Source organism: Streptomyces sp. NPDC048383 (assembly GCF_040651775.1).
Taxonomy (GTDB): domain Bacteria; phylum Actinomycetota; class Actinomycetes; order Streptomycetales; family Streptomycetaceae; genus Streptomyces.
On sequence record NZ_JBEZKS010000017.1, the window covers coordinates 1 to 23,010 of the forward strand.

Annotated in this window: 16 protein-coding genes and 1 riboswitch; of the genes, 2 read left to right on the plus strand and 14 right to left on the minus strand. The window is 72.7% G+C overall.

The genetic code is table 11. The features are described from left to right. Positions 1 to 60 precede the first annotated feature (60 nt). The 9 genes from AB0D46_RS14445 to AB0D46_RS14485 all read right to left on the minus strand — a co-directional run bounded on the left by AB0D46_RS14445 (position 61) and on the right by AB0D46_RS14485 (position 11,147). Positions 61 to 1,434: a cyclopropane-fatty-acyl-phospholipid synthase family protein gene (locus AB0D46_RS14445; RefSeq protein ID WP_362877635.1), complete on the minus strand. Its 1,374-nt coding sequence runs from the start codon at positions 1,432 to 1,434 to the stop codon at positions 61 to 63. A 167-nt stretch (positions 1,435 to 1,601) separates the two neighbouring features. Next, positions 1,602 to 2,987 carry an NAD(P)/FAD-dependent oxidoreductase gene (locus AB0D46_RS14450; RefSeq protein ID WP_362877636.1) on the minus strand — a complete coding sequence of 462 codons (1,386 nt, stop codon included), beginning with the start codon at positions 2,985 to 2,987 and terminating at the stop codon, positions 1,602 to 1,604. A 649-nt stretch (positions 2,988 to 3,636) separates the two neighbouring features. Further along, positions 3,637 to 4,608 carry a Ppx/GppA phosphatase family protein gene (locus AB0D46_RS14455; RefSeq protein ID WP_362877637.1) on the minus strand — a complete coding sequence of 324 codons (972 nt, stop codon included), beginning with the start codon at positions 4,606 to 4,608 and terminating at the stop codon, positions 3,637 to 3,639. Continuing rightward, positions 4,605 to 5,165: a DUF501 domain-containing protein gene (locus AB0D46_RS14460; RefSeq protein ID WP_362877638.1), complete on the minus strand. Its 561-nt coding sequence runs from the start codon at positions 5,163 to 5,165 to the stop codon at positions 4,605 to 4,607. Before AB0D46_RS14460 ends, AB0D46_RS14455 begins: the two co-directional genes overlap by 4 nt. A 59-nt stretch (positions 5,166 to 5,224) precedes the next feature. Next, positions 5,225 to 5,713 (minus strand): septum formation initiator family protein, encoded by a 489-nt coding sequence (locus AB0D46_RS14465; protein ID WP_362877639.1) that lies wholly within the window; start codon positions 5,711 to 5,713, stop codon positions 5,225 to 5,227. Between the two features lie 106 nt (positions 5,714 to 5,819). Then, positions 5,820 to 7,106: a phosphopyruvate hydratase gene (eno, locus tag AB0D46_RS14470; RefSeq protein WP_326590032.1), complete on the minus strand. Its 1,287-nt coding sequence runs from the start codon at positions 7,104 to 7,106 to the stop codon at positions 5,820 to 5,822. A gap of 393 nt (positions 7,107 to 7,499) precedes the next feature. After that, positions 7,500 to 8,252 carry a transglycosylase family protein gene (locus tag AB0D46_RS14475; RefSeq protein ID WP_362877640.1) on the minus strand — a complete coding sequence of 251 codons (753 nt, stop codon included), beginning with the start codon at positions 8,250 to 8,252 and terminating at the stop codon, positions 7,500 to 7,502. 2 nt (positions 8,253 to 8,254) lie between these two features. Next, a riboswitch (cyclic di-AMP (ydaO/yuaA leader) is annotated at positions 8,255 to 8,425 on the minus strand. 274 nt (positions 8,426 to 8,699) lie between these two features. Then, positions 8,700 to 9,758 carry a transglycosylase family protein gene (locus AB0D46_RS14480; RefSeq protein WP_362877641.1) on the minus strand — a complete coding sequence of 353 codons (1,059 nt, stop codon included), beginning with the start codon at positions 9,756 to 9,758 and terminating at the stop codon, positions 8,700 to 8,702. Between the two features lie 114 nt (positions 9,759 to 9,872). Then, on the minus strand, positions 9,873 to 11,147 hold the full coding sequence (locus tag AB0D46_RS14485; RefSeq protein ID WP_362877642.1) for a cytochrome P450: 1,275 nt from the start codon (positions 11,145 to 11,147) through the stop codon (positions 9,873 to 9,875). A gap of 121 nt (positions 11,148 to 11,268) precedes the next feature. Between AB0D46_RS14485 and AB0D46_RS14490 the strand changes: the two genes are divergently transcribed. Further along, positions 11,269 to 12,474: a globin domain-containing protein gene (locus tag AB0D46_RS14490; RefSeq protein WP_362877643.1), complete on the plus strand. Its 1,206-nt coding sequence runs from the start codon at positions 11,269 to 11,271 to the stop codon at positions 12,472 to 12,474. 26 nt (positions 12,475 to 12,500) lie between these two features. On the opposite strand, the gene AB0D46_RS14495 is transcribed toward AB0D46_RS14490, so the two are convergent. Further along, positions 12,501 to 13,574, minus strand: a complete 1,074-nt coding sequence (locus AB0D46_RS14495) for a nucleoside triphosphate pyrophosphohydrolase (protein WP_362877644.1) — start codon at positions 13,572 to 13,574, stop codon at positions 12,501 to 12,503. A 28-nt stretch (positions 13,575 to 13,602) separates the two neighbouring features. After that, positions 13,603 to 14,229 carry a SurA N-terminal domain-containing protein gene (locus tag AB0D46_RS14500; protein WP_362877645.1) on the minus strand — a complete coding sequence of 209 codons (627 nt, stop codon included), beginning with the start codon at positions 14,227 to 14,229 and terminating at the stop codon, positions 13,603 to 13,605. Between the two features lie 177 nt (positions 14,230 to 14,406). On the opposite strand from AB0D46_RS14500, the gene AB0D46_RS14505 reads away from it, so the two are divergent. Then, positions 14,407 to 16,854: a YfhO family protein gene (locus AB0D46_RS14505; RefSeq protein WP_362877646.1), complete on the plus strand. Its 2,448-nt coding sequence runs from the start codon at positions 14,407 to 14,409 to the stop codon at positions 16,852 to 16,854. Between the two features lie 23 nt (positions 16,855 to 16,877). Here AB0D46_RS14505 and AB0D46_RS14510 read toward each other — a convergent pair whose 3' ends face one another. The 3 genes from AB0D46_RS14510 to mfd all read right to left on the minus strand — a co-directional run bounded on the left by AB0D46_RS14510 (position 16,878) and on the right by mfd (position 22,843). Further along, positions 16,878 to 18,392 (minus strand): serine/threonine-protein kinase, encoded by a 1,515-nt coding sequence (locus AB0D46_RS14510; RefSeq protein WP_362877647.1) that lies wholly within the window; start codon positions 18,390 to 18,392, stop codon positions 16,878 to 16,880. Further along, entirely contained in the window at positions 18,389 to 19,060 is a 672-nt protein-coding gene (locus AB0D46_RS14515; RefSeq protein WP_362877648.1) for a hypothetical protein, read from the minus strand. The genes AB0D46_RS14510 and AB0D46_RS14515 overlap by 4 nt, the downstream gene beginning before the upstream one ends. A 249-nt stretch (positions 19,061 to 19,309) precedes the next feature. Beyond that, the gene (mfd, locus tag AB0D46_RS14520; RefSeq protein ID WP_362877649.1) at positions 19,310 to 22,843 is read right to left on the minus strand and encodes a transcription-repair coupling factor; all 3,534 of its coding nucleotides are present in this window, start codon (positions 22,841 to 22,843) and stop codon (positions 19,310 to 19,312) included. Between the last annotated feature and the right edge of the window lie 167 nt (positions 22,844 to 23,010).

Here is a 23,010-nt window from a genome sequence, read left to right on the forward strand (position 1 = left end):
CCTACTTGGTGAGCCCCGGGGCCCCTCCGTGTCCCTCGCGTCCCGCGCGGGGCCGTGTGCCTACGCGGCGCCCCAGGTCCGCGTGCGCAGCGGCAGGTCGGCGGCCCCGCCGGTGCGCGGCCGGACCGCGAGGACCTGGTTCACGCCGAGGCGGGCGTGCTCGAAGCCGAGCGCGGAGGCCGCCATGTACAGCAGCCAGACGCGGGCCCGGCCGGGCGAGGTCAGCCGGACGGCCTCGTCCCAGTGGTCCTCCAGCCGGGTCACCCAGGCGCGCAGGGTGAGCGCGTAGTGCTCGCGCAGCGATTCGACGTCGCGGACCTCGAAACCGGCCCGTTCCAGCTCGCCGACGGTGGTGCCGAGCGGGGAGAGCTCGCCGTCGGGGAAGACGTAGGCGTCTATGAACTCGTCGATCCGGTGCGCCTCTTCGTCGGGCTCCGGAGGTCTGGCGATCTGGTGGTTCAGCAACCGGCCGCCGGGGGCCAGCAGGGCGTGCAGGGTGCGGGCGTACTGGCGGTAGCGGTCGGCGCCGACGTGCTCGGCCATCCCGATCGAGGAAATGGCGTCGTAGGGGCCGTCCTTGACGTCCCGGTAGTCCTGCACCCGGATCTCGACCCGGTCGGTCAGACCCTCGTCCGCGACCCGCTTGCGGGCGTACGCGGCCTGCTCCCGGGACAGGGTGATGCCGGTGACCGAGGCCCCGTACTCGCGGGCCGCGTGCAGGGCCATGGAGCCCCAGCCGCAGCCCACGTCGAGGAGCCGGGTGCCGGGGGTCAGGCCGAGCTTGCGGCAGACCAGGTCGAGCTTGTCCCGCTGGGCGTCCTCCAGGGTGCCGCCCGGGGCCCAGTAGGCGCACGAGTAGACCATCGAGGGGCCGAGCACGCGCTCGTAGAACTCGTTGCCCACGTCGTAGTGGTGGCTGATCGCCTGCCGGTCGCGGCCCTTGGAGTGCGCGGGGCCGCCGCGACGGGGAGCCTCCTCGGGCGGCGGGGCGGGCGCCGCCCAGGGGCGCGCCAGGGTCACCAGCTCGCGCACGGCGGCCCGTACGTCCGGGTCGCGCAGCAGCACCGCCGTGTCGGCGGCGCCGGCGGCCCGGACGGGCAGGAACGGGCGCAGCGCGGCGAGCTTGGCCGGCCCGCTCGGCAGGGTGGTGGGCGCCGAGGCGGACTCCCGCTCCCAGAGCAGGCCGCCCACCCGGTCCAGCAGTTCGAAGAGGTCGCCCTCGACGGTCAGGTCGCCGGCGACGTAGGCCCGGGCCAGCCCGAGCTCGCCCGGCTTCCAGAGCATGCGGCGCAGGGCCCGACGGTTCACCAGGACCAGGACGGGGCCCGTCGCGGGGCCGGCTTCGGTGCCGTCCCAGGCCCGTATGCGGACGGGCAGGGGGGCGCCCAACAGTGTTTCGGCAAGAGCGGCCAGCCGCGGCGCGGCGTCGGTCATCGCAGGCACCTCCAGAAGTTCCGACCGAACGGCCTACCCACTTCCGATCCGCGCCAATCAGCCGCCCGCGGCGGGGTACGCCGAAGGGGCCGCCCGCACCACGGATGGCGGGAGGCCCCTTCGGGGACGTACGGGTCGTGCTCAGGTTCCTGCCGGGCCGCGCCGGATCAGGAGGCCTTGGCCTTCTCGGCCGGGGCGGCGGCGGCCGCGGGGGCCGGCGCCGGCTTGGCGGCCTCGTAGAACTCCTCGCGCGGGGTTTCGAGGGCTCCGAGGGAGACCACCTCGCGCTTGAGGAACATGCCGAGGGTCCAGTCGGCGAAGACGCGGATCTTGCGGTTCCAGGTCGGCATGGCCATGCCGTGGTAGCCACGGTGCATGTACCAGGCGAGCCGGCCCTTGAGCTTGATCTTCATCTTGCCCATGACGATCATCGCGACGCCCTTGTGGAGGCCGAGGCCCGCCACCGCACCCTTGTTGGAGTGCTCGTACGTCTTCTGCGGGAAGCCCCGCATGCCCGAGATCACGTTGTCGCCGAGGACCTTCGCCTGGCGCAGCGCGTGCTGGGCGTTCGGCGGGCACCAGGCGTTCTCCACGCCGGCCTTGCGGGCGGCGACGTCCGGAACCTGGGCGTTGTCGCCCGCGGTCCAGATGTAGTCCGTGCCCTTGACCTGGAGGGTCGGGTCGGCGTCGACGTGGCCGCGCGGGCCCAGCGGCAGGCCGTAGCGGGCCAGCACCGGGTTCGGCTTGACGCCGGCGGTCCAGACGATGGTGTTGGAGTCGACCTCGAGGCCGTTCTTCAGCACCACGTGGCCGTCCACGCAGGAGTCCATGGAGGTGTTGAGGTAGATCTCGATGCCGCGCGACTCGAGGTGCTCCTTGCCCCAGGTGCCGAGCTTCGGCCCGACCTCGGGAAGGATCTTGTCCGCCGCGTCGACCAGGATGAAGCGCATGTCCTCGCGCTTGATCGTGGCGTAGTACTTGGCGGCGTCGCGGGCCATGTCCTCGACCTCACCGATGGTCTCCGCACCGGCGAAGCCGCCGCCGACGAAGACGAAGGTGAGGGCCTTGCGGCGGACGTTCTCGTCCGTCGTGGACTCGGCCTTGTCGAGCTGTTCGAGTACGTGGTTGCGCAGGCCGATGCCCTCTTCCACGCCCTTCATGCCGATGCCCTGTTCGGCCAGGCCGGGGATCGGGAAGGTGCGGGAAACGGCGCCGAGCGCGATCACCAGGTAGTCGAAAGGCAGCTCGTACGCCTCGCCGACCAGCGGCGTGACGACGGCGACCTTGCGGTCCTGGTCGATGGTCGTGACCCGGCCGGTGAGGACCTCTGCCTTGGGCAGCACGCGTCGCAGCGGGACGACGACGTGCCGAGGCGAGATGCTGCCTGCGGCCACTTCGGGGAGGAAGGGCTGGTAGGTCATGTACGAGCGCGGGTCGACGACCGTGACGGTCGCCTCGCCGTAGCGCATCTTCTTCATGATGCGCTTGGCTGCGTACAGGCCTACGTACCCACCTCCTACAACGAGGATCCTGGGACGCTCCGTGGTGCTCATGAGAATGAGTATCCAGCACCCTCAGGGGTGACGCTCGTGAGCCCCTTCACAAGGTGATATGACACCTCTGCTACACTGCGCGGCCCACGTGACCCAGGTCATGGGACGGAACGGGAACCGAGGGGTGGCGGGAATCGTTGTTCACCCGTCCTGAACTGGCCTCCAGGCCCTTGAGCGGAGTAGACCACCGGGTTGGTGGATACCTACCGGCGACCTCCCCGGATGTCCACCATTCACACGAACACACCCTCGAAGGCCACCTGCCGGCCCCGAAGGGGCCCCAATGTGGGTCCAGCGGCTCGGATTCCTTGTGAAGAACTTCACGAAGTTCATGTGGGCAGGGGGACTTTCGGCCCCCGCAAGGGCCGCCGGGGCCCTCCCCGACGCGCTCCGCACTGCCGCCGCACTGACGGTTCTCGCCCGGACCACGATCCTCCGGCGCCCCTGGAGGACGGTCGGAGCCACGGCTGAACCCTGACCGAGCAGGATCGGGCGACGCCGGGCCATCGACAGGCCGGCCGCGATGCGCATCCTCGCCGCACTGACACCGCAGCATGTGAGTCCGCATCCACCGCGACATGCGGGTCCGGACACGACGGCGGTGCTCCGGTCGGTCGACCGGAGCACCGTCTTTCAGCGGTCGGTCAGGTCAGACCCGTCGCTTGTCGGCCTCGGCCTCTTCCGCGGTCCTGATCGCGATGCCGTCGAGGATGTCGTGTTCCGAGACGACGACCTCGCGGGCCCCGGTGCGCTCCATGATCGCGAGGAGGACCAGGGCGCCGGCGCCGATGACGTCCACCCGGCCGGCGTGCATGACGGGGATCGCCGCGCGCTGCGCGTGCGTGGAGGTCAGCATGCGCTCGGTGATCTCGCGGACCCGTTCGTAGGGGATCCGGGAGTGGTGGATCGCCGCGGAGTCGTACGCGTCCAGGCCGAGGGCGATGGCGGCGACCGTGGTCACCGAGCCGGCCAGGCCGACCAGGGTGCGGGCCTCGGCCAGCGGGACGGTCTCGGCCGCGAGGTCGAGCGCCGCCTCGATGTCGGCCCGTACGGCGGCGATCTGCGCGGCCGTGGGCGGGTCGGTGATCCGGCCGTCCACCACGAGGTGACGTTCGGTCATCCGGACGCAGCCGACGTCCACCGAGCGGGCCGCGCGCACGTGTTCCCCACCGACGACGAACTCGGTGGAGCCGCCGCCGATGTCCACCACCAGGAAGGGCGGCTCCAACGGCCCGGCGCCGGTGAGGTCCTTGGTGGCGCCGGTGAAGGAGAACTCCGCCTCCTGGTCCCCGGAGATCACCTCGGGCTCGACGCCCAGGATGTCGAGGACGCCGCGGACGAACTCGTCCCGGTTCTCGGCGTCCCGGGAGGCCGAGGTGGCCACGAAACGGACCCGCTCGGCGCCGAGGTCCTTGATCACCGCGGCGTACTCGCGGCAGGCCGCGAAGGTGCGCTCCAGCGCGTCCGGGGCGAGCCGGCCGGTGCGGTCCACGCCCTGGCCGAGCCGGACGATGGTCATCCGCCGGTCCAGCTCGGTCATCGCACCGGTCGCCGGGTCGCAGTCCGCGACGAGCAGGCGGATGGAGTTGGTGCCGCAGTCGATGCCCGCGACCCGGGTCACGGGGAACCCTCGGCCTTCTCGTCGGCCTCCTCGGTCTTCTCGCCGCACGGGGTGACGCAGGCGCCCTTGGCCCACCACTCGGGCAGCATCGCCAGCGCCTCGTCGCCGAACGGGTTCACGCCCGGGCCCGCGGCCAGCGAGTGACCGACGAGCACGTGCAGGCACTTGACCCGGTCGGGCATGCCGCCGGCGCTCGGGAAGCCCTGGAGCACGTCGATGGCGTCGCGGCGCCGGATGTAGTCCTCGTGCGCGGCCCGGTAGGCGGCCGCGAGTTCCGGGTCCTCGGCGAGCCGGGCCTGCATCTCCTTCATCACGCCGTTGGCCTCCAGCGTGCCGATCGCGGAGGCCGCGCGCGGGCACGTCAAGTAGTACAGCGTGGGGAAGGGGGTGCCGTCGGGGAGCCGGGGCGCGGTCTCGACGACGTCCGGCTGCCCGCAGGGGCAGCGGTGCGCGATGGCGCGCAGTCCGCGCGGGGGGCGGCCGAGCTGCTGCTCGAACGCCTCGATGTCCGCGTCGGTCGGCTCGGTCCGGTCGGTCTGGGGCGGGGGCGTCTGCATGCCTGGAGGAAGTCTCTTCGGTCTCGTGGGTGGTGGGTGCGGGGCGGGCGGGTACGCGCTCAGTCGCCGGGGCGGTCGGCCTTGTCGACCCCGTCCCAGACGTTGGAGTACCAGGGCCGGTCGGAACCGGCCTGCCCGCCGCGGCGGTGCTCCGGGGCCTCGGCCCCGGGGTCCTTCATGATGTAGCCGGTCTCGCCCGGCCGCAGGAAGTGCAGGTGCTTGCGCGCCTGCTGCTCCGCGTAGGCCGGGTCCTGCCAGCGGGCCTTCTCGTCGCGGAGCTGTTCGAGGCGCTTGTACGCGTCGACCGCGTTCCGTTGCTGGTCCGCGATCTCCGAGCGCTGGGACACGTACTGGCGCATCGGGTACGCGAGGGCGACGACCAGGGTACAGAGGACGAGGACCAGCAACGCGGCCCGGCCGGTGAGCCGGCTGCGGCGGACCTGGCGCCGCGTCTGCGAGCGGTAGACGTGCGCGGCGGTCCGCTCACCGAGCTGCTTGAGCCTGGTCGCCGTCGAGAAGGTGGAGAACCGGTCCCGGTTCCCGGCCATGGTCCCGCCTCCCCTGGATGCGCGCTACGCAATACGTCCCCGCACACGGTACGGGACCGAGTGCGGGGACGTACGGAGGCCGGCGCCGCGAGGCGCTGATTGGCCCTTAGCCCTTGAAGCGCGGGAAGGCGGAGCGGCCCGCGTACACGGCGGCGTCGTCGAGGATCTCCTCGATGCGCAGCAGCTGGTTGTACTTGGCGACGCGGTCCGAGCGGGCCGGGGCGCCGGTCTTGATCTGGCCGCAGTTCACGGCGACGGCGAGGTCGGCGATGGTGACGTCCTCGGTCTCGCCGGAGCGGTGCGACATCATGCACTTGAAGCCGTTGCGCTGGGCCATCTCGACGGCGTCGAGGGTCTCGGTCAGCGAACCGATCTGGTTCACCTTGACGAGCAGGGCGTTCGCGGAGCCCTCCTCGATGCCGCGGGCCAGACGCTCCGGGTTGGTGACGAAGAGGTCGTCGCCGACGATCTGGACCTTGGCGCCCAGCTTGTCGGTGAGGGTCTTCCAGCCGGCCCAGTCGTCCTCGTACAGCGGGTCCTCGATGGAGACCATCGGGTACGCGGAGACGAGCTCCTCGTAGTACTCGGTCATCTCGGCGGCCGAGCGGGACTGGCCCTCGAACTCGTACTTGCCGTCCTTGTAGAACTCGGACGCGGCGACGTCGAGCGCGAGCGCGATGTCCTTGCCCGGGACGTAGCCGGCCTGCTTGATGGCCTCGACGATGAGGTCGAGCGCGGCGCGGTTGGACTCCAGGTTCGGGGCGAAGCCGCCCTCGTCACCGAGACCGGTGGAGAGGCCCTTGGTGTGCAGGACCTTCTTGAGGGTGTGGTAGACCTCGGCACCCCAGCGCAGCGCCTCGGAGAAGGACTCCGCGCCGATCGGGGCGATCATGAACTCCTGGATGTCCACGTTGGAGTCGGCGTGCGACCCACCGTTGAGGATGTTCATCATCGGAACGGGCAGCAGGTGCGCGTTCGGGCCGCCGAGGTAGCGGAAGAGCGGGAGGTCCGAGGCCTCGGACGCGGCGTGCGCCACGGCGAGGGACACGCCGAGGATCGCGTTGGCGCCGAGGGAGCCCTTGTTGTCGGTGGCGTCCAGGTCGAACATGGCCTGGTCGATCAGCCGCTGCTCGGTGGCGTCGTAGCCGACGAGCTCCGGGCCGATCTGCTCGATGACGGCGAGGACGGCCTTCTCGACACCCTTGCCGAAGTAACGGTTGGGGTCACCGTCACGCAGCTCGATGGCCTCGAATGCACCGGTGGAGGCGCCGGACGGAACTGCAGCACGGCCGGTGCTGCCATCGTCGAGGCCCACCTCGACCTCGACCGTGGGGTTGCCTCGGGAGTCCAGGATTTCCCGGGCTACGACGACGTCGATGGACGGCACGAGCATCTCCTTCTGGGATGTGACGCTGGGTGTGCGGTGGCGTGTCAGGCCGTGGGATGGCCTTGCCGCCTAGAGCCTAACCGGCTCCGGGCACTGGGCCCGCCGACCGCCCGGGTCCTGGGACGAAATAGGGGCTGAATGCTCCTCTTCCAGGACATAGGGCTCTTGAGAAAGTGGACTCCGGCCCGCGGAGGGCCGCCCGCGCCGGCTCCGGAACGGGCCGCGGGAGCCGCCCCGGAACGCGCCGCCGGACATGCCCGCGAGCATGCCGCCGCCCGGCGCGCGAGGGGATGCGGGCCGGGCGGTGGACATGCTGCGGGACCGCGCGTGATGCGGTGTCATGCGGTGTGGTGCGCCGCCGTGCGGTGTTCAGGCCGCCGTGCGGTGTGGTGCGGTGATTCAGCTGAGCTTCAGCTTCTGACCCGGGAAGATCAGGTCGGCGTCCTTGACGGTGTCGTTGTTCAGCTGGAAGAGCTTCTCCCAGCCACCCTTGACGCCGTTCGCCTGGGCGATGGTGCCCAGGGTGTCGCCGGCCTTGACGACGTAGGAGCCGTTGCCGGTCGCCGGGGCCTCGGTCTTGGGGGCCTGCGGCTTGACGGCCGGGGTCTCGACGCGCTCGGAGCGGGAGACGGGGACCTCGGTGCGCTTCGGCTCGGCCTTCGGCGTCGCCGGCTTGGCGGGCGTGGCCGGCTTCGCGGGCTTCGCCGGGGCGGGCTTGGCCGGCTTCGTCTCGGGCTTCGGCTTGGCGGGCGTGGTGGTCGAGCCGCCGCCGTTGTACGCGGCGTTGGACAGGCCCTTGCCGCAGTGCGGCCAGGCGCCCTTGCCCTGGCCCTTGAGGACCTTCTCGGCGATGGCTATCTGCTGGGACTTGCTGGCCTGGTTGGCCGTGGCGGCGTACGCCTTGCCGCCGTAGCCGGCCCAGGTGGAGGCCGAGAACTGCAGGCCGCCGTAGTAACCGTTGCCGGTGTTGATGGCCCAGTTGCCACCGGACTCGCACTGCGCGACCTTGTCCCACTCGGAGACGGTCGCGGCGCTCGCGGTACCGGCGGCCATCAGCGGGGCCGCGACGGCGACACCGGCGACACCGGCGAGCGTGACGATACGGACGGCCTTGGAGCCGCGACGGTGCTTGCCCTTGCCGGAAAGCAGCATGGAGTTCTCCTCACCGACGCCTTCGAGGTGAGCTGTCGGGTTCGGGCGGATGAGTTGCCCGGTCACGTGTCGAGCACGTGGCTTAACCCCAAGCCGGTACGCGGCCGTCTTCCAACGGCCTTTCCCGGCGCCTACCTTGGTTCCCCCGCTCCTGCCTTCGGCGCTTGCGCGACGACTGTTCCCCCCGTCCGCCGGCAGGATTCGGCGATGCGGTCGAAGGAGCCCGCGGTGGCGAGCGACTCAGAAGGTAGACAGGTCTCCCCCTGATGTTCAACGCGCGACATCAGGGAGAAACCGGCCTCCTTGCGTTCCTCAAAAGTACGTTTACGCAGGTGAGGGGCGGGTTTGTGGAAGTTCCGGAACGAGACACGCCAGTTGATCGGAAGAGACGCATGTCTCATTTGCCGATAACGGACATTCAACTCTTTCCGACTGGGCGAACTGCCCCTATTCCTTGGTTAGATCCAGGTTCTGACCCGGCTTGATGAGGTCCGCGTTCCCGCCGATGACCTGCTCGTTGGCCGCGTAGAGCGTGTTCCAACCACCCTTGAGGCCTTGGGCGTCGGCGATCGCGGTGAGGCTGTCGCCGGCCTTGACCGTGTACGAGGGGGTCGACGCGGCGTCAGACGAGCCGTGCGGCTCGACGGCCGCCGGACCGCGGTGCTTGCCCGCTCCGTCGACCGCTGCGTCGATCGCGCCGGCCGGCACGGCCGAGGGCGTGGCACCCGGGGTGAGCGGGGCCGTGGGCGCCGTCGGGTCCCCCGGAACGGTGGGGGTGCCCGGAACGGTCGGGGTTCCGGGGGCCGTCGGGTCCACCGGCGTGGTGGACGCCGTGGTCGGCGGGGTCGTGGTGGGCGGCGCGGTCGTCGGCGGGACCGTCGGGTCCGTGGACGGGGCCGGGGAGTCCGGGTCGGGCATGACGGGCAGTCCGCCGGCGGGGCCCTGCGGGTAGTCCGGCAGGCCGGTCGGGCCGGTGGACGGGCCACCCTGCGCCGGCTGCGGGGTCGGGGCCCCGAAGTCGACGGCGGGCTCGGAGCCCGCGACGGGCACCGAACCGTCGGGCCGTACGGGGGCGGGGGCGACCGGCCCGGCGGGCCGGGGGTCACCCGGGTCCACCGCGGCGGCCGGGCCCTGCTGGGTCAGTCCGGCCGAGGCGGCGCACAGCGGCCACGCCTGGGGGCCCTGCGAGGCCAGCACCTTCTCGCCGATGGCTATCTGCTGGGAGCGGCTGGCGAGGTCCGGGCGCTCCGCGTAGGCGAGTCCGCCCGCGTTCCTCCACTGCTCCTGGGTGAACTGGAGCCCGCCGTACTCGCCGCTGCCGTAGTTGGCACTCCAGCTGCCGCCGCTCTCGCAGTCGGCCACCTTGTCCCACGTGGTCGTGTCGGCCGCGCTCGCGTTCGTCGCGGCGAGCAGGGGCAGGGCGAGTGCGGAGCCTGTGACTCCGGCGGTGACGACCAGGGCGGGTACCTGGCGGGGGCGTCTGTGGCGGCCGTTCCCGGAACGCATGAGGCTTTACCTTTCGCATAACGGCGGGGTAACGGCAGAACCTAGCGGCCTTCGAACGATTGTCACAAGTTCGGTCGGCGACTGACGTGTGATCAGACGGCCTCAGGAAACGACTCAGTTGTTTCGAGGTGTGAAGCGAACCGGAAGCGTGCGCAGGCCACGCATGATGAGTCCGCCGCGCCAGCGCAGGTCCGTGGGGGGAACGGCAAGTTCCAGATCCGGCAGACGCGTCAGCAAAGTCGCGAGCGCCGTCTGTCCTTCGAGCCGGGCGAGCGGCGCGCCCAGGCAGTAGTGGATCCCGTGGCCGTACCCGAGGTGTTGGTTGTCACTCCGGGACAGGTCCAGGGTGTTTGGATCGGCGAACCGTTCCGGATCCCGGTCGGCCGCCGCGAGGACCACCAGCACCGGGTCGCCGGCGGCGATCTCCTGCCCGCCGAGGGTCAGCGGGACGGTCGCGAACCGCCAGGTGGCCAGCTCCACCGGGCCGTCGTGGCGCAGGAGTTCCTCGACCCCGGTCTCCAGGAGGGCGCTCTCGCCCGCAGCGAGCGAGGCTTGGAGCCGCTCGCGTTGTTCCGGGTTCATGAAGAGGGAGTGGACGCCGTTGCCGATGAGGTTCACGGTCGTCTCGAAGCCGGCGAACAGCAGGATGAACGCCATCGCGGTGGCCTCGGCCTCGGTGAGGTGGTCACCGTGGTCGCTTGCCCGGATCAGGTCGGAGATGAGGTCATTGCCGAGGTCGTCCCGTTTCCGGTGGATGAGTTCCCCGAGATATGTCCGCATCTGCTTGACCGAGCGGGCGACCCCGCCGCGCGGGCCCCCTCCGTGCCGGATCATCATCCCGGCCCAGTCGCGGAAGTCGTCCTGGTCCTCGCGCGGTACCCCGAGCATCTCGCAGATGGCGTAGATGGGGAGCGGGAAGGCGAACTCGTGGATGAGGTCGGCCTCCCCCTTCGCGGCGAAGGCGTCGATCAGGTGGTCGGTGAGCTCCTGCACGCGCGGGGCGAACTCGGCGACGCGGCGCGGGGTGAACGCCTTCGACACCAGTCGGCGCAGCCGGGTGTGGTCCGGCGGGTCGATGTTCAGCAGGTGCGTCATCAGCTCCGCCTTGCGCTCCCCCGGGATGCCCGTCCGGCCCTTGGCGTGGGCGGGCGCGGCGTGGTGCGCGGGGTTCTTGCTCAGGCGCTGGTCGGCGAGGGCCTGTCGGGCGTCGGCGTAGCGGGTGACCAGCCAGGCCTCCACCCCGCTCGGGAGCTTGGTGCGGTGCACCGGGGAGTGCTCGCGCAGCCAGGCGTAGGCGGGGTAGGGGTCGGTCGCGAACTCCCAGTCGAAGAGGGTCGGCCCCTCGGTGGGGGCGGAGTCGGCCGGGGTCGCGGAGGTCTGCTCATGCACCCGCAGACCGTATCCCGGACCGTACGGGTGCTCCGATATGGGGGGTTCGTCGCGGCTGTCCGCAGATCGGCCATCCCTTGACGTCCCGTTCCCCGCCGTTCCTACTTTCGGTTTTGTGGATGTGAGGATCTTGAAGAGCAGCTTCGCGGTGGTGGAGAGGAGGGCCGAGCACGCGGTCAAGTACTTCTACTCCCACCTGTTCTGGCACAACCCCGGGTTCCGCGAGCTCTTCCCGCCCGCCCCGCAGGACATGGAGCGGCAGCGGGACCGGCTCTTCGCGGCCCTCACCCAGGTGGTCTCCCGGCTGGAGGACGAGGCCCTCCTCCTGCCCTACCTCCGCGACCTCGGCCGTGACCACCGCAAGTTCCTCGTCGGCCCGGAGCACTACGCGGCCGTCGGCGCCAGTCTGTTGGCCGCGCTCGCCGAGACCTCCGGCGAGGCGTGGACCCCGGCCACCGAGAAGGCCTGGGCCGAGGCCTACCAGGTGATCGCCGACATGATGACGGCCGGCGCCGCCGACGACGACTCACCGCCCTGGTGGGACGCCGAGATCGTGCGGCACCTCCAGTACGGGGACGACATCGCCGTACTGACCCTGCGGCCGCACGCGCCCCTCCCCCATCTCCCCGGCCAGTACGTGAGCGTGTGCAGCGCGCGCGTGCCGACCACCTGGCGGACGTACTCGCTGGGCAACGCGCCCCGCTCCGACGGCACCGTCGACCTCCACGTCAGCCGCATCGAAGGCGGCCGGCTCAGCACCGCCCTGGTCCGCGAGGTCCGGCCCGGCGAACGGCTGCGGCTCGGCGCGCCCGGCGGGGCGCTGACCCTGCGGCGCGCGGACCGGCCGGTCACCCTCATCGCCGCCGGGACCGGCTGGGCGCCCGTCCGCGCCATGCTGGAGGACCTCGTGGAGCGTCCTCCCGATCACGACGTACGGCTCTTCGCGGTCGCCCGGGACGCCGCGCACCTCTACGACCGGCCGCTGATCGACGCGTACGCCGCCGAGCTGCGCTGGCTCGCCGTCACCTACATCACGCCCGCCCCCGGCCGGCACCGCAACCAGGCGACCGAGCGGCTGGCGACCGCGCTCAGCAACCGGGGCCTGTGGCGGGAGCAGGACGTCTACCTCAGCGGGCCGCCGCAGTTCGTCGAGGAGACCGTTCAGCTGCTGGAAGGGCTCGGGGCCCGCCCGGACCGCCTCTTCCACGACACCGTTCCGCCGGTCGGTGCCGCCCCGAACCGGCCGACCGGCTTCGGCGAGTGGTTCCTGGACCGGCCCGCCACGCACTGGCACAACCCGTCGGGACGCGCCCCGCGCGAGGACTGAGCCGCCCTCGCCACCGGGCGCCGGCGCTACGCGAGGCCCTCGGCCGCCCGGATCGCGTCCCGGTAGGCGCGGGCCGCCACGCGGAGCGCGGTCTCGGGATCCGTTCCCGCCTCCTCGGCGCGCGCCGCCAGCGCCAGCAGTTCCCGGCCGATCCCCTCGCCCTCGGGCAGCTCCACGGGAAGCCCCGCCGCGCGGACCCGACCCGCGAGCTTGGCGGCGAGCGCGAGCCCGGGCTGGGCGAGCGGGACCCCGTCGGTCACCGACGCGCGCTGCTTCTCGACGGCCTTGGTGGCCTGCCAGTGCGCGTGGACCTCCTCCGGGGTGTCGGCCTTCTCGTCGCCGAACACGTGCGGGTGCCGGCGGATGAGCTTGTCGACCAGGTCACCGGCCACGTCGTCGATGGAGAACGGCCCGACGGCGGCTTCGTCGTCGGCGTCGGTCTCCGCTCCTTCGCCGTCCGTGACGCCCTCCTGGGCGATCCGGGCGTGGAAGACGACCTGGAGCAGCACGTCGCCGAGCTCCTCGCGCAGTTCGGCGCGGTCCCCGCCCTCGATCGCCTCGACCAGCTCGTACGCCTCCTCCAGCGCGTACTTCACCAGCCCCTCGTGGGTCTGCCGGGAGGTCCAGGGGCACTCGCGCCGGACCCGGTCCATCACCTGCACCACGTCGAGCAGTCGGGCGCCGGGCAGGTCGTACGAGCCGGGCAGCAGCTCCAGGTCGGGCATGGAGACGCGGCCGGAGCCGGCGAGGCGGGCCAGCCCGTCGGTGAGTCGGCCGTCGCCCTCCCCGCCCGGGATCACCACGACCGTACGGCCGCCGGCGCAGGCCTCGACCAGCTCGTGCGCGTCGGGGGCGACCTGCTCCACGCTGACGCCCGCCTCGCGCAGGTACGGCAGCTGCGGGTGCCCCGGGTCGGCGCACAGCACCCGGTCCGCGTCGTGCAGGGTCCGCCAGGCGGGCCAGGACAGCAGCCCGGGGGCGACCCGGTGGCTCGCGGTCAGCAGCACGATGCGGCCGGCCGGGACGGGGGTCCGTCCGTCGGCGGGGGCCGGAGCGGCGGCGGGAGCGGCGGGGGTGGGTTCGGCGGTGTGGTCGGTCACCCTCCGAACCTACCTCCGTCGCGCGGGCTCAGGCCCCGGCGGGGGGAGCCTGCTCGGGCCGGGTGCGCTGGGTGATCCACGGGGTCTCCTGGTCGCCGAGCAGGATCTGCTGGGCGTCCCAGCGGCCGTAGCGCGGGTTGACCTCGATGTCGAGGTCCTTCGCCGCCGCGCCGAGCTGGGCCAGGGCCTTCTCCTGGTTGCCGTAGTGCGCGAACAGCTTGTCGCGCAGCAGCTTGAAGCGGGCGTCGGCCTCCATCTGGCCGGGCGCCAGCTGCGCCTGCTGGAGGGCGGCCGCCCGCAGGGTCTTCTCGTCGCCCGCCTGCTGGAGCTGGGCCTTGTGGACGCCCTCGATCTCCTTGGTGGTCACCGACACCCCGGCGGCCTTGGCGGCGTGCTCCAGGACGGCGGTCTGGATCATCTTGTTGAGTTTGGTGCGTTCCAGGCCGGCGCTGGCCTCGATGAGCTGGGCACCCTGCTCGGAACGGTTCTGCGCGGTGCGGACGTCGTTCACCTGGGCCTGGAGCGCGGAGGTGGTGATCCGTTCACCGCCCACGACGGCCGCGGTGCCGGGGCGGGTCTCGCCCGAGCAGGCCGACAGCAGGGGAGCCGCCACGAGCAGGGCGGCGGAGACGGAGAGCGCTGTGCGACGGTGCAAAGGAGCCTCCAGGGCCGGGAGATTGTGCGTCGGTGCACAAGGGCCGTGCGGTGATCGATGGTATGCAGTCAGGGTGGCCCGAGCCACCGGTTCGACCAACGATTCCGGGGGTGTTGGGGTACGAGTTCACTCCCCGGCCACCGCCACGTCCTCCGTTCCTGGGAAGGTCGGCCCACCATGTCGACATCGCAGCACGCCCCGCACCGCTCCGCCGCCCGCGCCGCGGACGCCGGTCCGGCCCCCTCGGCGGACCCCGCGACGGGCTCCGCGGCCGCCTCCCGGCTCCGGGCCGGTCGCCGCGCCGCCTCGGCCGGGGCCGCACTGGCCGTCCTGATCACGACGGCCGCCGTCTGCGCGGGGGACGCCGTCGCGCGGGTCTTCCCGTACGGTCCGCGCCACCGCAGCGTCAACGACCTCGGGAACCAGTTCGTCCCCTTCCACGCGCAGCTGTGGGACCTGCTGCACGGGCGGGCCGAGGGCGGTCTGTTGTTCAACTGGCGCTCCGGGTACGGCACCAGCTTCCTGCCGGACCTGGGGACGTACCTGTCCAGCCCGTTCGCCGTCCTGGTGGCGTTCTTCCCGCGCGCCGACATCGACCTCGCGGTGTACGTGGTCACCGTGCTCAAGACGGCCGCCGCCGCGGCGGCGATGGCCTGGCTGCTGCGCACCCAGCGGCGCGGGCCGTGGTGGGCGGCGGGCCTGCTGGGCGCCTCGTACGCGCTGTGCGGCTGGTCGGTGGTCGAGGCCGCCTACAACCCGATGTGGCTGGACGGGCTGATCGCCTTCCCGCTGCTGTGCCTGACCGGCGAATGGGCGCTGCGTTCGCGCCGTCCGGTGGCGGGGGCGCTGGTGGTGGCGCTGTGCTGGACGGCGAACTTCTACACCGCGTACATGGCCACGCTGGGCGCGGCCCTGGTCCTGCTGGTCCGGGTGGCGCTGACCCGGGACGAGGTCCGCGAGCGGGTCCGGGTGTGCCTGCGCGGGGCGGTGACGACGCTGCTGGGCATCGCGTTGGCGGCGCCGCTGCTGGTGCCGCTGTTCCTCAGCTCGAAGCAGGCCTATCCGGGCTGGTTCAAGGAGTTCCGGCCGGTGCCGTGGCCGGACCTGTTCGCCCGGCTGCTGCCGGCGACGTACTCGTTCTCCTCCCCCGCCCTGTTCGTGGGCACCGGGACCCTGTTGCTCGTGGCGGCGCTGCCGTTCCACCGGGCGCTGCCGGCCCGGACCCGGTGGTGGTGGGCGGGGCTACCGGCCGCCGTGCTGCTGTCCTTGCAGTGGGCGCCGACCCATCTGGCGTGGCACGTGTTCGCGACGCCGAACGGCAGCCCGTACCGGCAGACCTTCGTGCTGGCCGGGATCGTGGTGATCGCCGCCTGGTCGGGGCTGGCCGCCGGGCTGCCCGGGGTGCGGGCGCTCGCGGCGGGCGCGGGCGTCCTGGTGACGGTCGTGGCGGTGGCGGCGGCCGGCAGCGGGCTGACGACGACGTGGGGAGTGGCCCTGTTCGGCGCCGGTCTGGCGGCGTCCGGCTGGGCGTGGTGGGCGCTGGGACGGCGCCGGGCGGCGCCGCTGGCGGCGGCCCTGTTGGTCGCGGTGCTGGGCGCGCAGGCCGCGGCGACGACGGCGTACGGGCACAAGGGGAAGCTGGGCGGGCTGGACGACTACCCGTCCTGGGGCGCCGGCCACACGGCCCGGGCCGCGGTCCTGGCGGCGGCCGACGGCTGGCCCGCGTACCGGACGGACCCGGGCCGGCCGGCGCTGTCGGGCAACGACCCGATGCTGCTGGGCGGTGAGGGCGGCGCGTACTACAGCAGCCACACCCCGGACGTGTTCACCCGCTCGATGGCGGCGCTGGGCGCGGGCTGGACCTCGCGGGGCCGCAACGTCCAGAGCCTCGACAACCCGGTGACGGACGCGGTGTTCGCGGTCGGTGCCCGGCTGAGGCCCGACGGCACCGTGGCCCGCGCCGAGGTCCCGCCGCTGGTGACGGTCCGCCCCCCGGGCCCGCCGCCCGCCTACGGGGACTCGCCCTTCGCCAACCAGGAACTGCTGCTGGGTGCGCGGGTGTACGAGGACCCGGTCGCCCCCGGGGTCTGCCGGGCCGGCACGGAGGCCTTCCTGTGGGCGCCGGAGTACAACGCCACGGCCCGCCTCGCGGACGGCCCCGCCTTCCGGCTGAACGGGTGGGCGCCCCGCAACCGGGCCGCGCTCCAACCGATGGGCGTCTCGCACGGCCCCGCCTCGAAGCTGGTCTTCGACCGCCCCGAACCGGCGGCCTGGACCCTGTCCTGTCTGGACCGGCCCCGACTGGACGCGGCGGTGGACGCGCTGCGCGCCTCGGCCGCGACCTCCGTACGGGTCTCCGCGTCGGGCGTGCGCGCGACCCTGCCTCCGGGCCGTACGGGCACGGCGGTCCTGTCGGTGCCGGCCGTCGCGGGCTGGACCTGCGACGGCCGGCCGGCCGGGGAGCGCCTGGGCCTGGTCGCCGTCCCGCTGGACGGCCGCACCACCACCCTGGACTGCGGGTTCCGGCCGCCGGGGCTGTTGCCCGGCGCGGCGGTGGCCGCGGTGGCGGCGGCGGTCCTGCTGGGCTCGGCGTACCGGCGCCGGCAGCGGGGCGCGGGAGCCTAGGTCACAGCACCAGGGCAGCCGCGTCAGCGGACCTGGCCCAGCCACTGGAGGGTGCGGCGGACCTCCACCGGCAGCGGGTGGCCCGGGCCGTGGACGCGGTCCGCGTCGAACAGGAGCCGGACCAGGGTGTCATGGGCGCCCGGCCGGTCGCCGAGGGAGAGCAGCAGGTGCGCTATGCGGCGGCGGACCTCCAGGGGCAGGCCCGGGTCCGGGTTGGCGTAGTGGTTCTCGAAGAGCGGGAGCAGGGAGCGGTACTCCGCGAGGGCCGCCGCCGGTTCGCCGAGTTGCTCCAGGCACTGGGCCGCGTCGTAGCGGAAGCGCAGCGCCTGGGCATCGCCGGCGGGGAACTCGTCGGCGAGGCGGCGCAGTTCGGGCAGGGCGCGGCGGTACTGGCCGTCGTCCATCAGGGTGGCCGCGTACTGCTTGCGCAGGGAGCGGACCACCGGGGAGTGCTCCCCGTGTTCGGCGGCGGCGGCCGGCAGGATGCCGCCGAGGATGTCCACGGCCTGGGTGAGGCGGCCCTGGTCGAGGAGCTTGCGGGCCTCGTCGACGGCGCCGGGGATGTCGGGCCGGGGCGGCGCCGGCGGGTCGGCCGGCCGCGGCGGGACGACGGCCGCGCGGTCGGGCCAGGGGGCGTGGGGGCGCAGGAAGGGGCGGGTCGGGTCGAGCGGGCCGGACGGGAGCCGGCTGCCGCGGGTGGGCAGCAGCGGGGCGAGGGCCTCGTAGACCTCCTGCGCGGAGCCGGGCCGGTCCTGGGGCTCCTTGGCGAGGAGGCGCATCAGCAGCTCCTCCAGTTCGCGCGGGATCTCCGGGCGGGCGCCGCGCACGGGCAGCGGCGGCTCGTACAGGTGCCGGTGGAGGACGCCGAGGGCGGTGGAACCGGCGAACGGGACGTTGCCGCTGAGGAGTTCGTACAGCAGCACGCCGAGGGCGTACAGGTCGGTGTACGGGCCGACGGCGCCGCCCATGGCCTGCTCGGGCGCCATGTAGGCGGGGCTGCCGATGGGCGTGCCGGTGCTGGTGAGACGGGTGGTGTCGGTGTCCATGACGGAGGCGACGCCGAGGTCGAGGACCAGGACGGTGCCGTCAGGGCGGATCATCACGTTGCGCGGCTTCAGGTCGCGGTGGACGATCGGCACCGCGTGCACGGCCGACAGGACGGCGCACAGCTGCGCGACCACGGAGACGGCCCACGGCCAGGGATAGGGGTCGTGTTCGGCGAGGTGGTCGGCGAGGTCGGAGCCCTCGACGTAGCCCATGACGAGGTACAGCTCGTCGCCGTCGCTGCCCGCGTCGTGGACGGTGACCAGCCCGGGGTGGTCGACCTGGGCGGTGACGCGGCACTCGCGCACGAAGCGGCGGCGCAGTTCCTCGGCGACGGTGCCGGGGCCGGCCACCTTGTCGGGGCGCAGCAGTTTGACGGCGACGCGGCGGTCCAGGCTGCGGTCGTAGGCCGTCCAGACCTGGCCCATGCCGCCCTGTCCGAGGATGGTGGCGAGCTGGTAGCGCTCACCGATGAGGCGTTCTCCCTCGGTCACTTGTCACGGTCCTGGCGGGCCGTGTCGTTCGGGTCCTGGTACGGGCCCCCGGGCCGCGGCGGCTGCTGCGGTGGCTGCGGCCGGCGCAGGAGTTCGCTGAGCTCGTCCAGTTCGGCGCGGACCTGCCCGATGCGCGGCGGCGGGGTGGCGTGCGGCGGGTTCCGCGGTACGCCGGGCACGGGGGTGTGCGCGGGGCCGGGCACGGGGGTGTGCGCGGGCGGGTACCCGTAGGCGGGGTTGGTCTGCTGCTGCGGCGGCATGTAAGGGGGCCCGCCGGTGGGCTGCGGGTACCAGCCGGCGGCCGGCGGCGCGGAGGCGAGGGCCTCGTGGTGCTTGATGTCGGCGATGAGGAAGTAGACGCAGGTCGCGAAGCCGGTGAGGATCGAGCCGCCGGCGCCGAGGTTGCCCTGCCAGCCGTCGGTCTCGGCGGTCGGGTCGAGCTGGATGAAGGTCATCCAGACGACGGCGAGCAGGCCGCTGACGACGAGCAGGATCCAGTCGCGCGACCTGCGGGTCACCAGGGCCAGGCGCAGCATCGCGCCCCAGGCGAGGAAGCCGCAGCTGATCACGGGGAGCACCGCGAACAGCACGCGCAGCGTCACCACGGTGGAGGAAGTGGGACGGTGGCCGTGGGGGCCTTGCTGCGGCGGGATGCCGGGGGCGTGCATCGGTGCTCCTGACGGGCCGTGCGGACGGTTTGCGGGTATGAGCGTATACAGCCTTTCCGGCCGTCCGTGAGGGGATGGACCCAACCGTTGCAGGGTCGCCGCACAGGGGTCACTCGGGCGGGACGGATCCGCCCGACGGCCGTCGCGGAGGCCCTGGAGGGCAGCCGCAGCCGGCGGACTTCGAGCCGGGTGGGCGTACGGGGAGGGCGCCGGCCACGGCCGGCGCCCTCCCCGTACGCGTGGACCCGACTACGAGCCGAGGATCGTGGTGAGGAACTCCCCGGTCCAGCCGAGGAGCTCCCGGCCGACCAGCGGCTTCCCGCCGACCCGCGCGGTCTTCGGCCTCGGCACCAGCACCTGCGAGGTCGCGGGCTTGAGGACCGTACCGGGGTGGAGCCGCTTCAGTCGCAGCTCCTGCGATTCGCGCAACTCCACCGGTCCGAAGCGGACGTTGGGGCCCTGGAGGGTGATGTCACCGACCCCGCAGGCCCGGGCCAGCATCCGCAGCCCCGCCACCAGCAGCAGGTTCTCCACGGGCTCCGGCAGCTTGCCGTAGCGGTCGGTGAGTTCCTCCCGCACCGCCTTGATGTCCGCCTCCGAGTTGGCCGCGGCGATGGACCGGTAGGCCTGGAGGCGCAGCCGCTCGCCGGGGGCGTAGTCGTGCGGGACGTGCGCGTCGACCGGCAGCTCGATCTTCACCTCCAGCGGCGGCTCCTCCTCCACCCCGCCGTCGACGGCGGCCCGGTAGTCGGCGACCGCCTCGCCGACCATGCGGATGTACAGGTCGAAGCCGACGCCCGCGATGTGTCCGGACTGCTCACCGCCCAGCAGGTTGCCCGCGCCGCGGATCTCCAGGTCCTTCATGGCGACGTACATGCCGGCGCCCATCTCGGTGTGCTGGGCGATCGTCGCGAGCCGCTCGTGCGCGGTCTCCGTCAGCGGCTTCTCCGGCGGGTACAGGAAGTACGCGTACCCGCGCTCGCGGCCTCGACCGACACGGCCGCGCAGCTGGTGCAGCTGCGACAGGCCGAAGTTGTCGCCGCGCTCCACGATGAGGGTGTTGGCGTTGGAGATGTCGATGCCCGACTCGACGATCGTCGTCGACACCAGGACGTCGAACTTCTTCTCCCAGAAGTCCACCACGACCTGTTCCAGGGCCTGTTCGGACATCTGGCCGTGCGCGGTCGCGATCCGCGCCTCGGGCACGATCTCGCGCAGCTTCGCGGCCGCCCGGTCGATGGACTCGACCCGGTTGTGGATGTAGAAGCACTGGCCCTCGCGGAGCAGCTCGCGGCGGATCGCCGCGCCGATCTGCTTCTCCTCGTACGGGCCGACGAAGGTCAGCACCGGGTGCCGCTCCTCCGGCGGGGTGGTGATCGTCGACATCTCGCGGATGCCGGTCACCGCCATCTCCAGGGTGCGCGGGATCGGGGTGGCGGACATCGTCAGCACGTCGACGTTGGCGCGGAGCTTCTTCAGCTGCTCCTTGTGCTCGACGCCGAAGCGCTGCTCCTCGTCGACGATGACCAGGCCCAGGTCCTTGAACTTCGTCTCCTGCGAGAACAGTCGGTGGGTACCGATGACGATGTCGACCGAGCCCTCCTTGAGTCCCTCCAGGGTGGCCTTCGACTCGGTCTCGCTCTGGAAGCGGGACAGCGCCTTCACCACGACGGGGAACTGCGCGTACCGCTCGGAGAAGGTGCCGAAGTGCTGCTGCACGAGCAGGGTCGTCGGGACGAGCACGGCGACCTGCTTGCCGTCCTGGACGGCCTTGAAGGCGGCCCGGACCGCGATCTCGGTCTTGCCGTAGCCGACGTCGCCGCAGATCAGCCGGTCCATCGGGACCGACTTCTCCATGTCCTCCTTGACCTCGGCGATGGTGGTGAGCTGGTCGGGCGTCTCCGCGTACGGGAAGGCGTCCTCCAGTTCGCGCTGCCAGGGGGTGTCCGGGCCGAAGGTGTGGCCGGGGGCCGCCATGCGGGCGCTGTAGAGCCTGATGAGGTCGGCGGCGATCTCCTTGACGGCCTTCTTCGCGCGCGCCTTGGTCTTGGTCCAGTCGGCGCCGCCGAGCCGGTGCAGGGTCGGGGCCTCGCCGCCGACGTACTTGGTGACCTGCTCCAGCTGGTCGGTGGGGATGTAGAGGCGGTCGCCGGGCTGGCCGCGCTTGGCGGGGGCGTACTCGACGAGGAGGTACTCGCGGGTGGCGCCCTGCACGGTGCGCTGCACCATTTCCACGTACCGGCCGACGCCGTGCGACTCGTGGACGATGTAGTCGCCGACCTCCAGGGTGAGGGGGTCGACGGACTTGCGGCGCCGGGTCGGCATCCGGCCGAGGTCCTTGGTGGCGGTGCGCTGGCCGGTCAGGTCGGTCTCGGTGAGGACGGCCAGCTTCAGGGCCGGGTCGACGAAGCCGTTGTCGAGGGAGCCGCAGGCCACGTGCACGAGGGACGGTTCGAGCTTCGCGAGGCCCGGCTCCAGCCGGGCGGCGATGCCCTCGCCGCCGAGGACCTCGACGGTACGTACGGCCGGGCCGTGGCCCTCGGTGAGGAAGACGGTGCGCCAACCGTCGGCGAGCCAGCCCTTGGTGTCGGCGAGCGCCCGGGCGGTGTCGCCGCGGTAGGCCTCGGGGGCGTGCATGCCGAGCTTGAGGGTGTCTCCGCCGACGGTGTCCTCGTCGGCGGCGAACGGCGACACCGACCACCACATCATGCCCAGCTCGCGGGCGTGCTCGCGGACGTCCGCGATGCCCCGCAGGGAGGCCGCGCCGACGTCGATGGGCGCCTCGCCGCCGCCGGCGGTGGCCGCCCAGGAGGCCATCAGGAACTCCTGGGAGGTCGCCACCAGGTCGGAGGCCCGGGTACGGACCCGCTCCGGGTCGCAGACCACGGCCATCGCCCCGGCGGGCAGGACGTCGATCAGCAGTTCCATGTCGTCGACGAGGACCGGGGCGAGGGATTCCATGCCCTCGACGGCGATCCCCTCGGCGATCTTGTGGAGCAGTTCGCCCAGCTCGGGATGGAGCTCGGCCAGCGCCGCGGCCCGCCCGCGCACCTCGTCGGTGAGCAGCAGCTCGCGGCAGGGCGGGGCCCACAGCCCGTGCTCGGCGATCTCCAGGGACCGCTGGTCGGCGACCTTGAAGTAGCGGATCTCCTCGACGTCGTCGCCCCAGAACTCCACGCGCAGCGGGTGCTCCTCGGTGGGCGGGAACACGTCCAGGATGCCGCCGCGGACGGCGAACTCGCCGCGCTTCTCGACCAGCTCGACGCGGGCGTACGCGGCCGCCGCGAGGGCGGCGGTGATCTCGCCCAGGTCGACGCTCTGCCCCTGCCGCAGGCTGACCGGAACCAGGTCACCGAGGCCCTTGACCTGCGGCTGGAGCACGGAGCGGATCGGTGCGACGACCACCGACACGGGTCCGGCGGCCGGGTCGTCCGGGCTGGGGTGGGCGAGCCGGCGCAGGACGGCGATGCGGCGTCCGACGGTGTCGCTGCGCGGGCTCAGCCGTTCGTGGGGCAGCGTCTCCCAGGACGGGTAGTCCACCACCCCGTCCTCGGGCAGCAGCGAGCGCAGCGCGGCGGCCAGGTCCTCCGCCTCGCGGCCGGTGGCCGTCACGGCGAGCACCGTCCGGCCGGTGCGCCGGGCGAGCGCGGCGATCGCGAAGGGCCGGGCGGCCGGCGGGCCGACGAGGTCCACGTGCATCCGGTTGCCGTCCCCGGCCGCGGTGACCGCCTCGGTGAGGGCGGGATCCCGGGTGACGGCGTCGAGCAGTCCGTGCAGGCTCATGAAGGGGGCTTTCCGTCCGGTGACGAGTGCGTCCGTGGGCATGGGGCGGGGCAACGCGAAGGACCCGACACGTGAACGGGCCGGGGGTTCCCACCCTACGCCCGCCCGCCCCTCCACCACCGTCCCCCACAGGGGGGCGGACCGCCCGTCCGGCGCCGCCCGACGGT

What these genes read in the sequence shown, in the direction of transcription:
- AB0D46_RS14475 (WP_362877640.1), bottom strand. Translation starts at nt 8,252, where the DNA reads ATGCTGCTTTCCGGCAAGGGCAAGCACCGTCGCGGCTCCAAGGCCGTC.
- mfd (WP_362877649.1), bottom strand. Translation starts at nt 22,843, where the DNA reads ATGAGCCTGCACGGACTGCTCGACGCCGTCACCCGGGATCCCGCCCTC.
- AB0D46_RS14515 (WP_362877648.1), bottom strand. Translation starts at nt 19,060, where the DNA reads ATGCACGCCCCCGGCATCCCGCCGCAGCAAGGCCCCCACGGCCACCGT.
- AB0D46_RS14505 (WP_362877646.1), top strand. Translation starts at nt 14,407, where the DNA reads ATGTCGACATCGCAGCACGCCCCGCACCGCTCCGCCGCCCGCGCCGCG.
- AB0D46_RS14480 (WP_362877641.1), bottom strand. Translation starts at nt 9,758, where the DNA reads ATGCGTTCCGGGAACGGCCGCCACAGACGCCCCCGCCAGGTACCCGCC.
- eno (WP_326590032.1), bottom strand. Translation starts at nt 7,106, where the DNA reads ATGCTCGTGCCGTCCATCGACGTCGTCGTAGCCCGGGAAATCCTGGAC.
- AB0D46_RS14465 (WP_362877639.1), bottom strand. Translation starts at nt 5,713, where the DNA reads ATGGCCGGGAACCGGGACCGGTTCTCCACCTTCTCGACGGCGACCAGG.
- AB0D46_RS14445 (WP_362877635.1), bottom strand. Translation starts at nt 1,434, where the DNA reads ATGACCGACGCCGCGCCGCGGCTGGCCGCTCTTGCCGAAACACTGTTG.
- AB0D46_RS14450 (WP_362877636.1), bottom strand. Translation starts at nt 2,987, where the DNA reads ATGAGCACCACGGAGCGTCCCAGGATCCTCGTTGTAGGAGGTGGGTAC.
- AB0D46_RS14460 (WP_362877638.1), bottom strand. Translation starts at nt 5,165, where the DNA reads ATGCAGACGCCCCCGCCCCAGACCGACCGGACCGAGCCGACCGACGCG.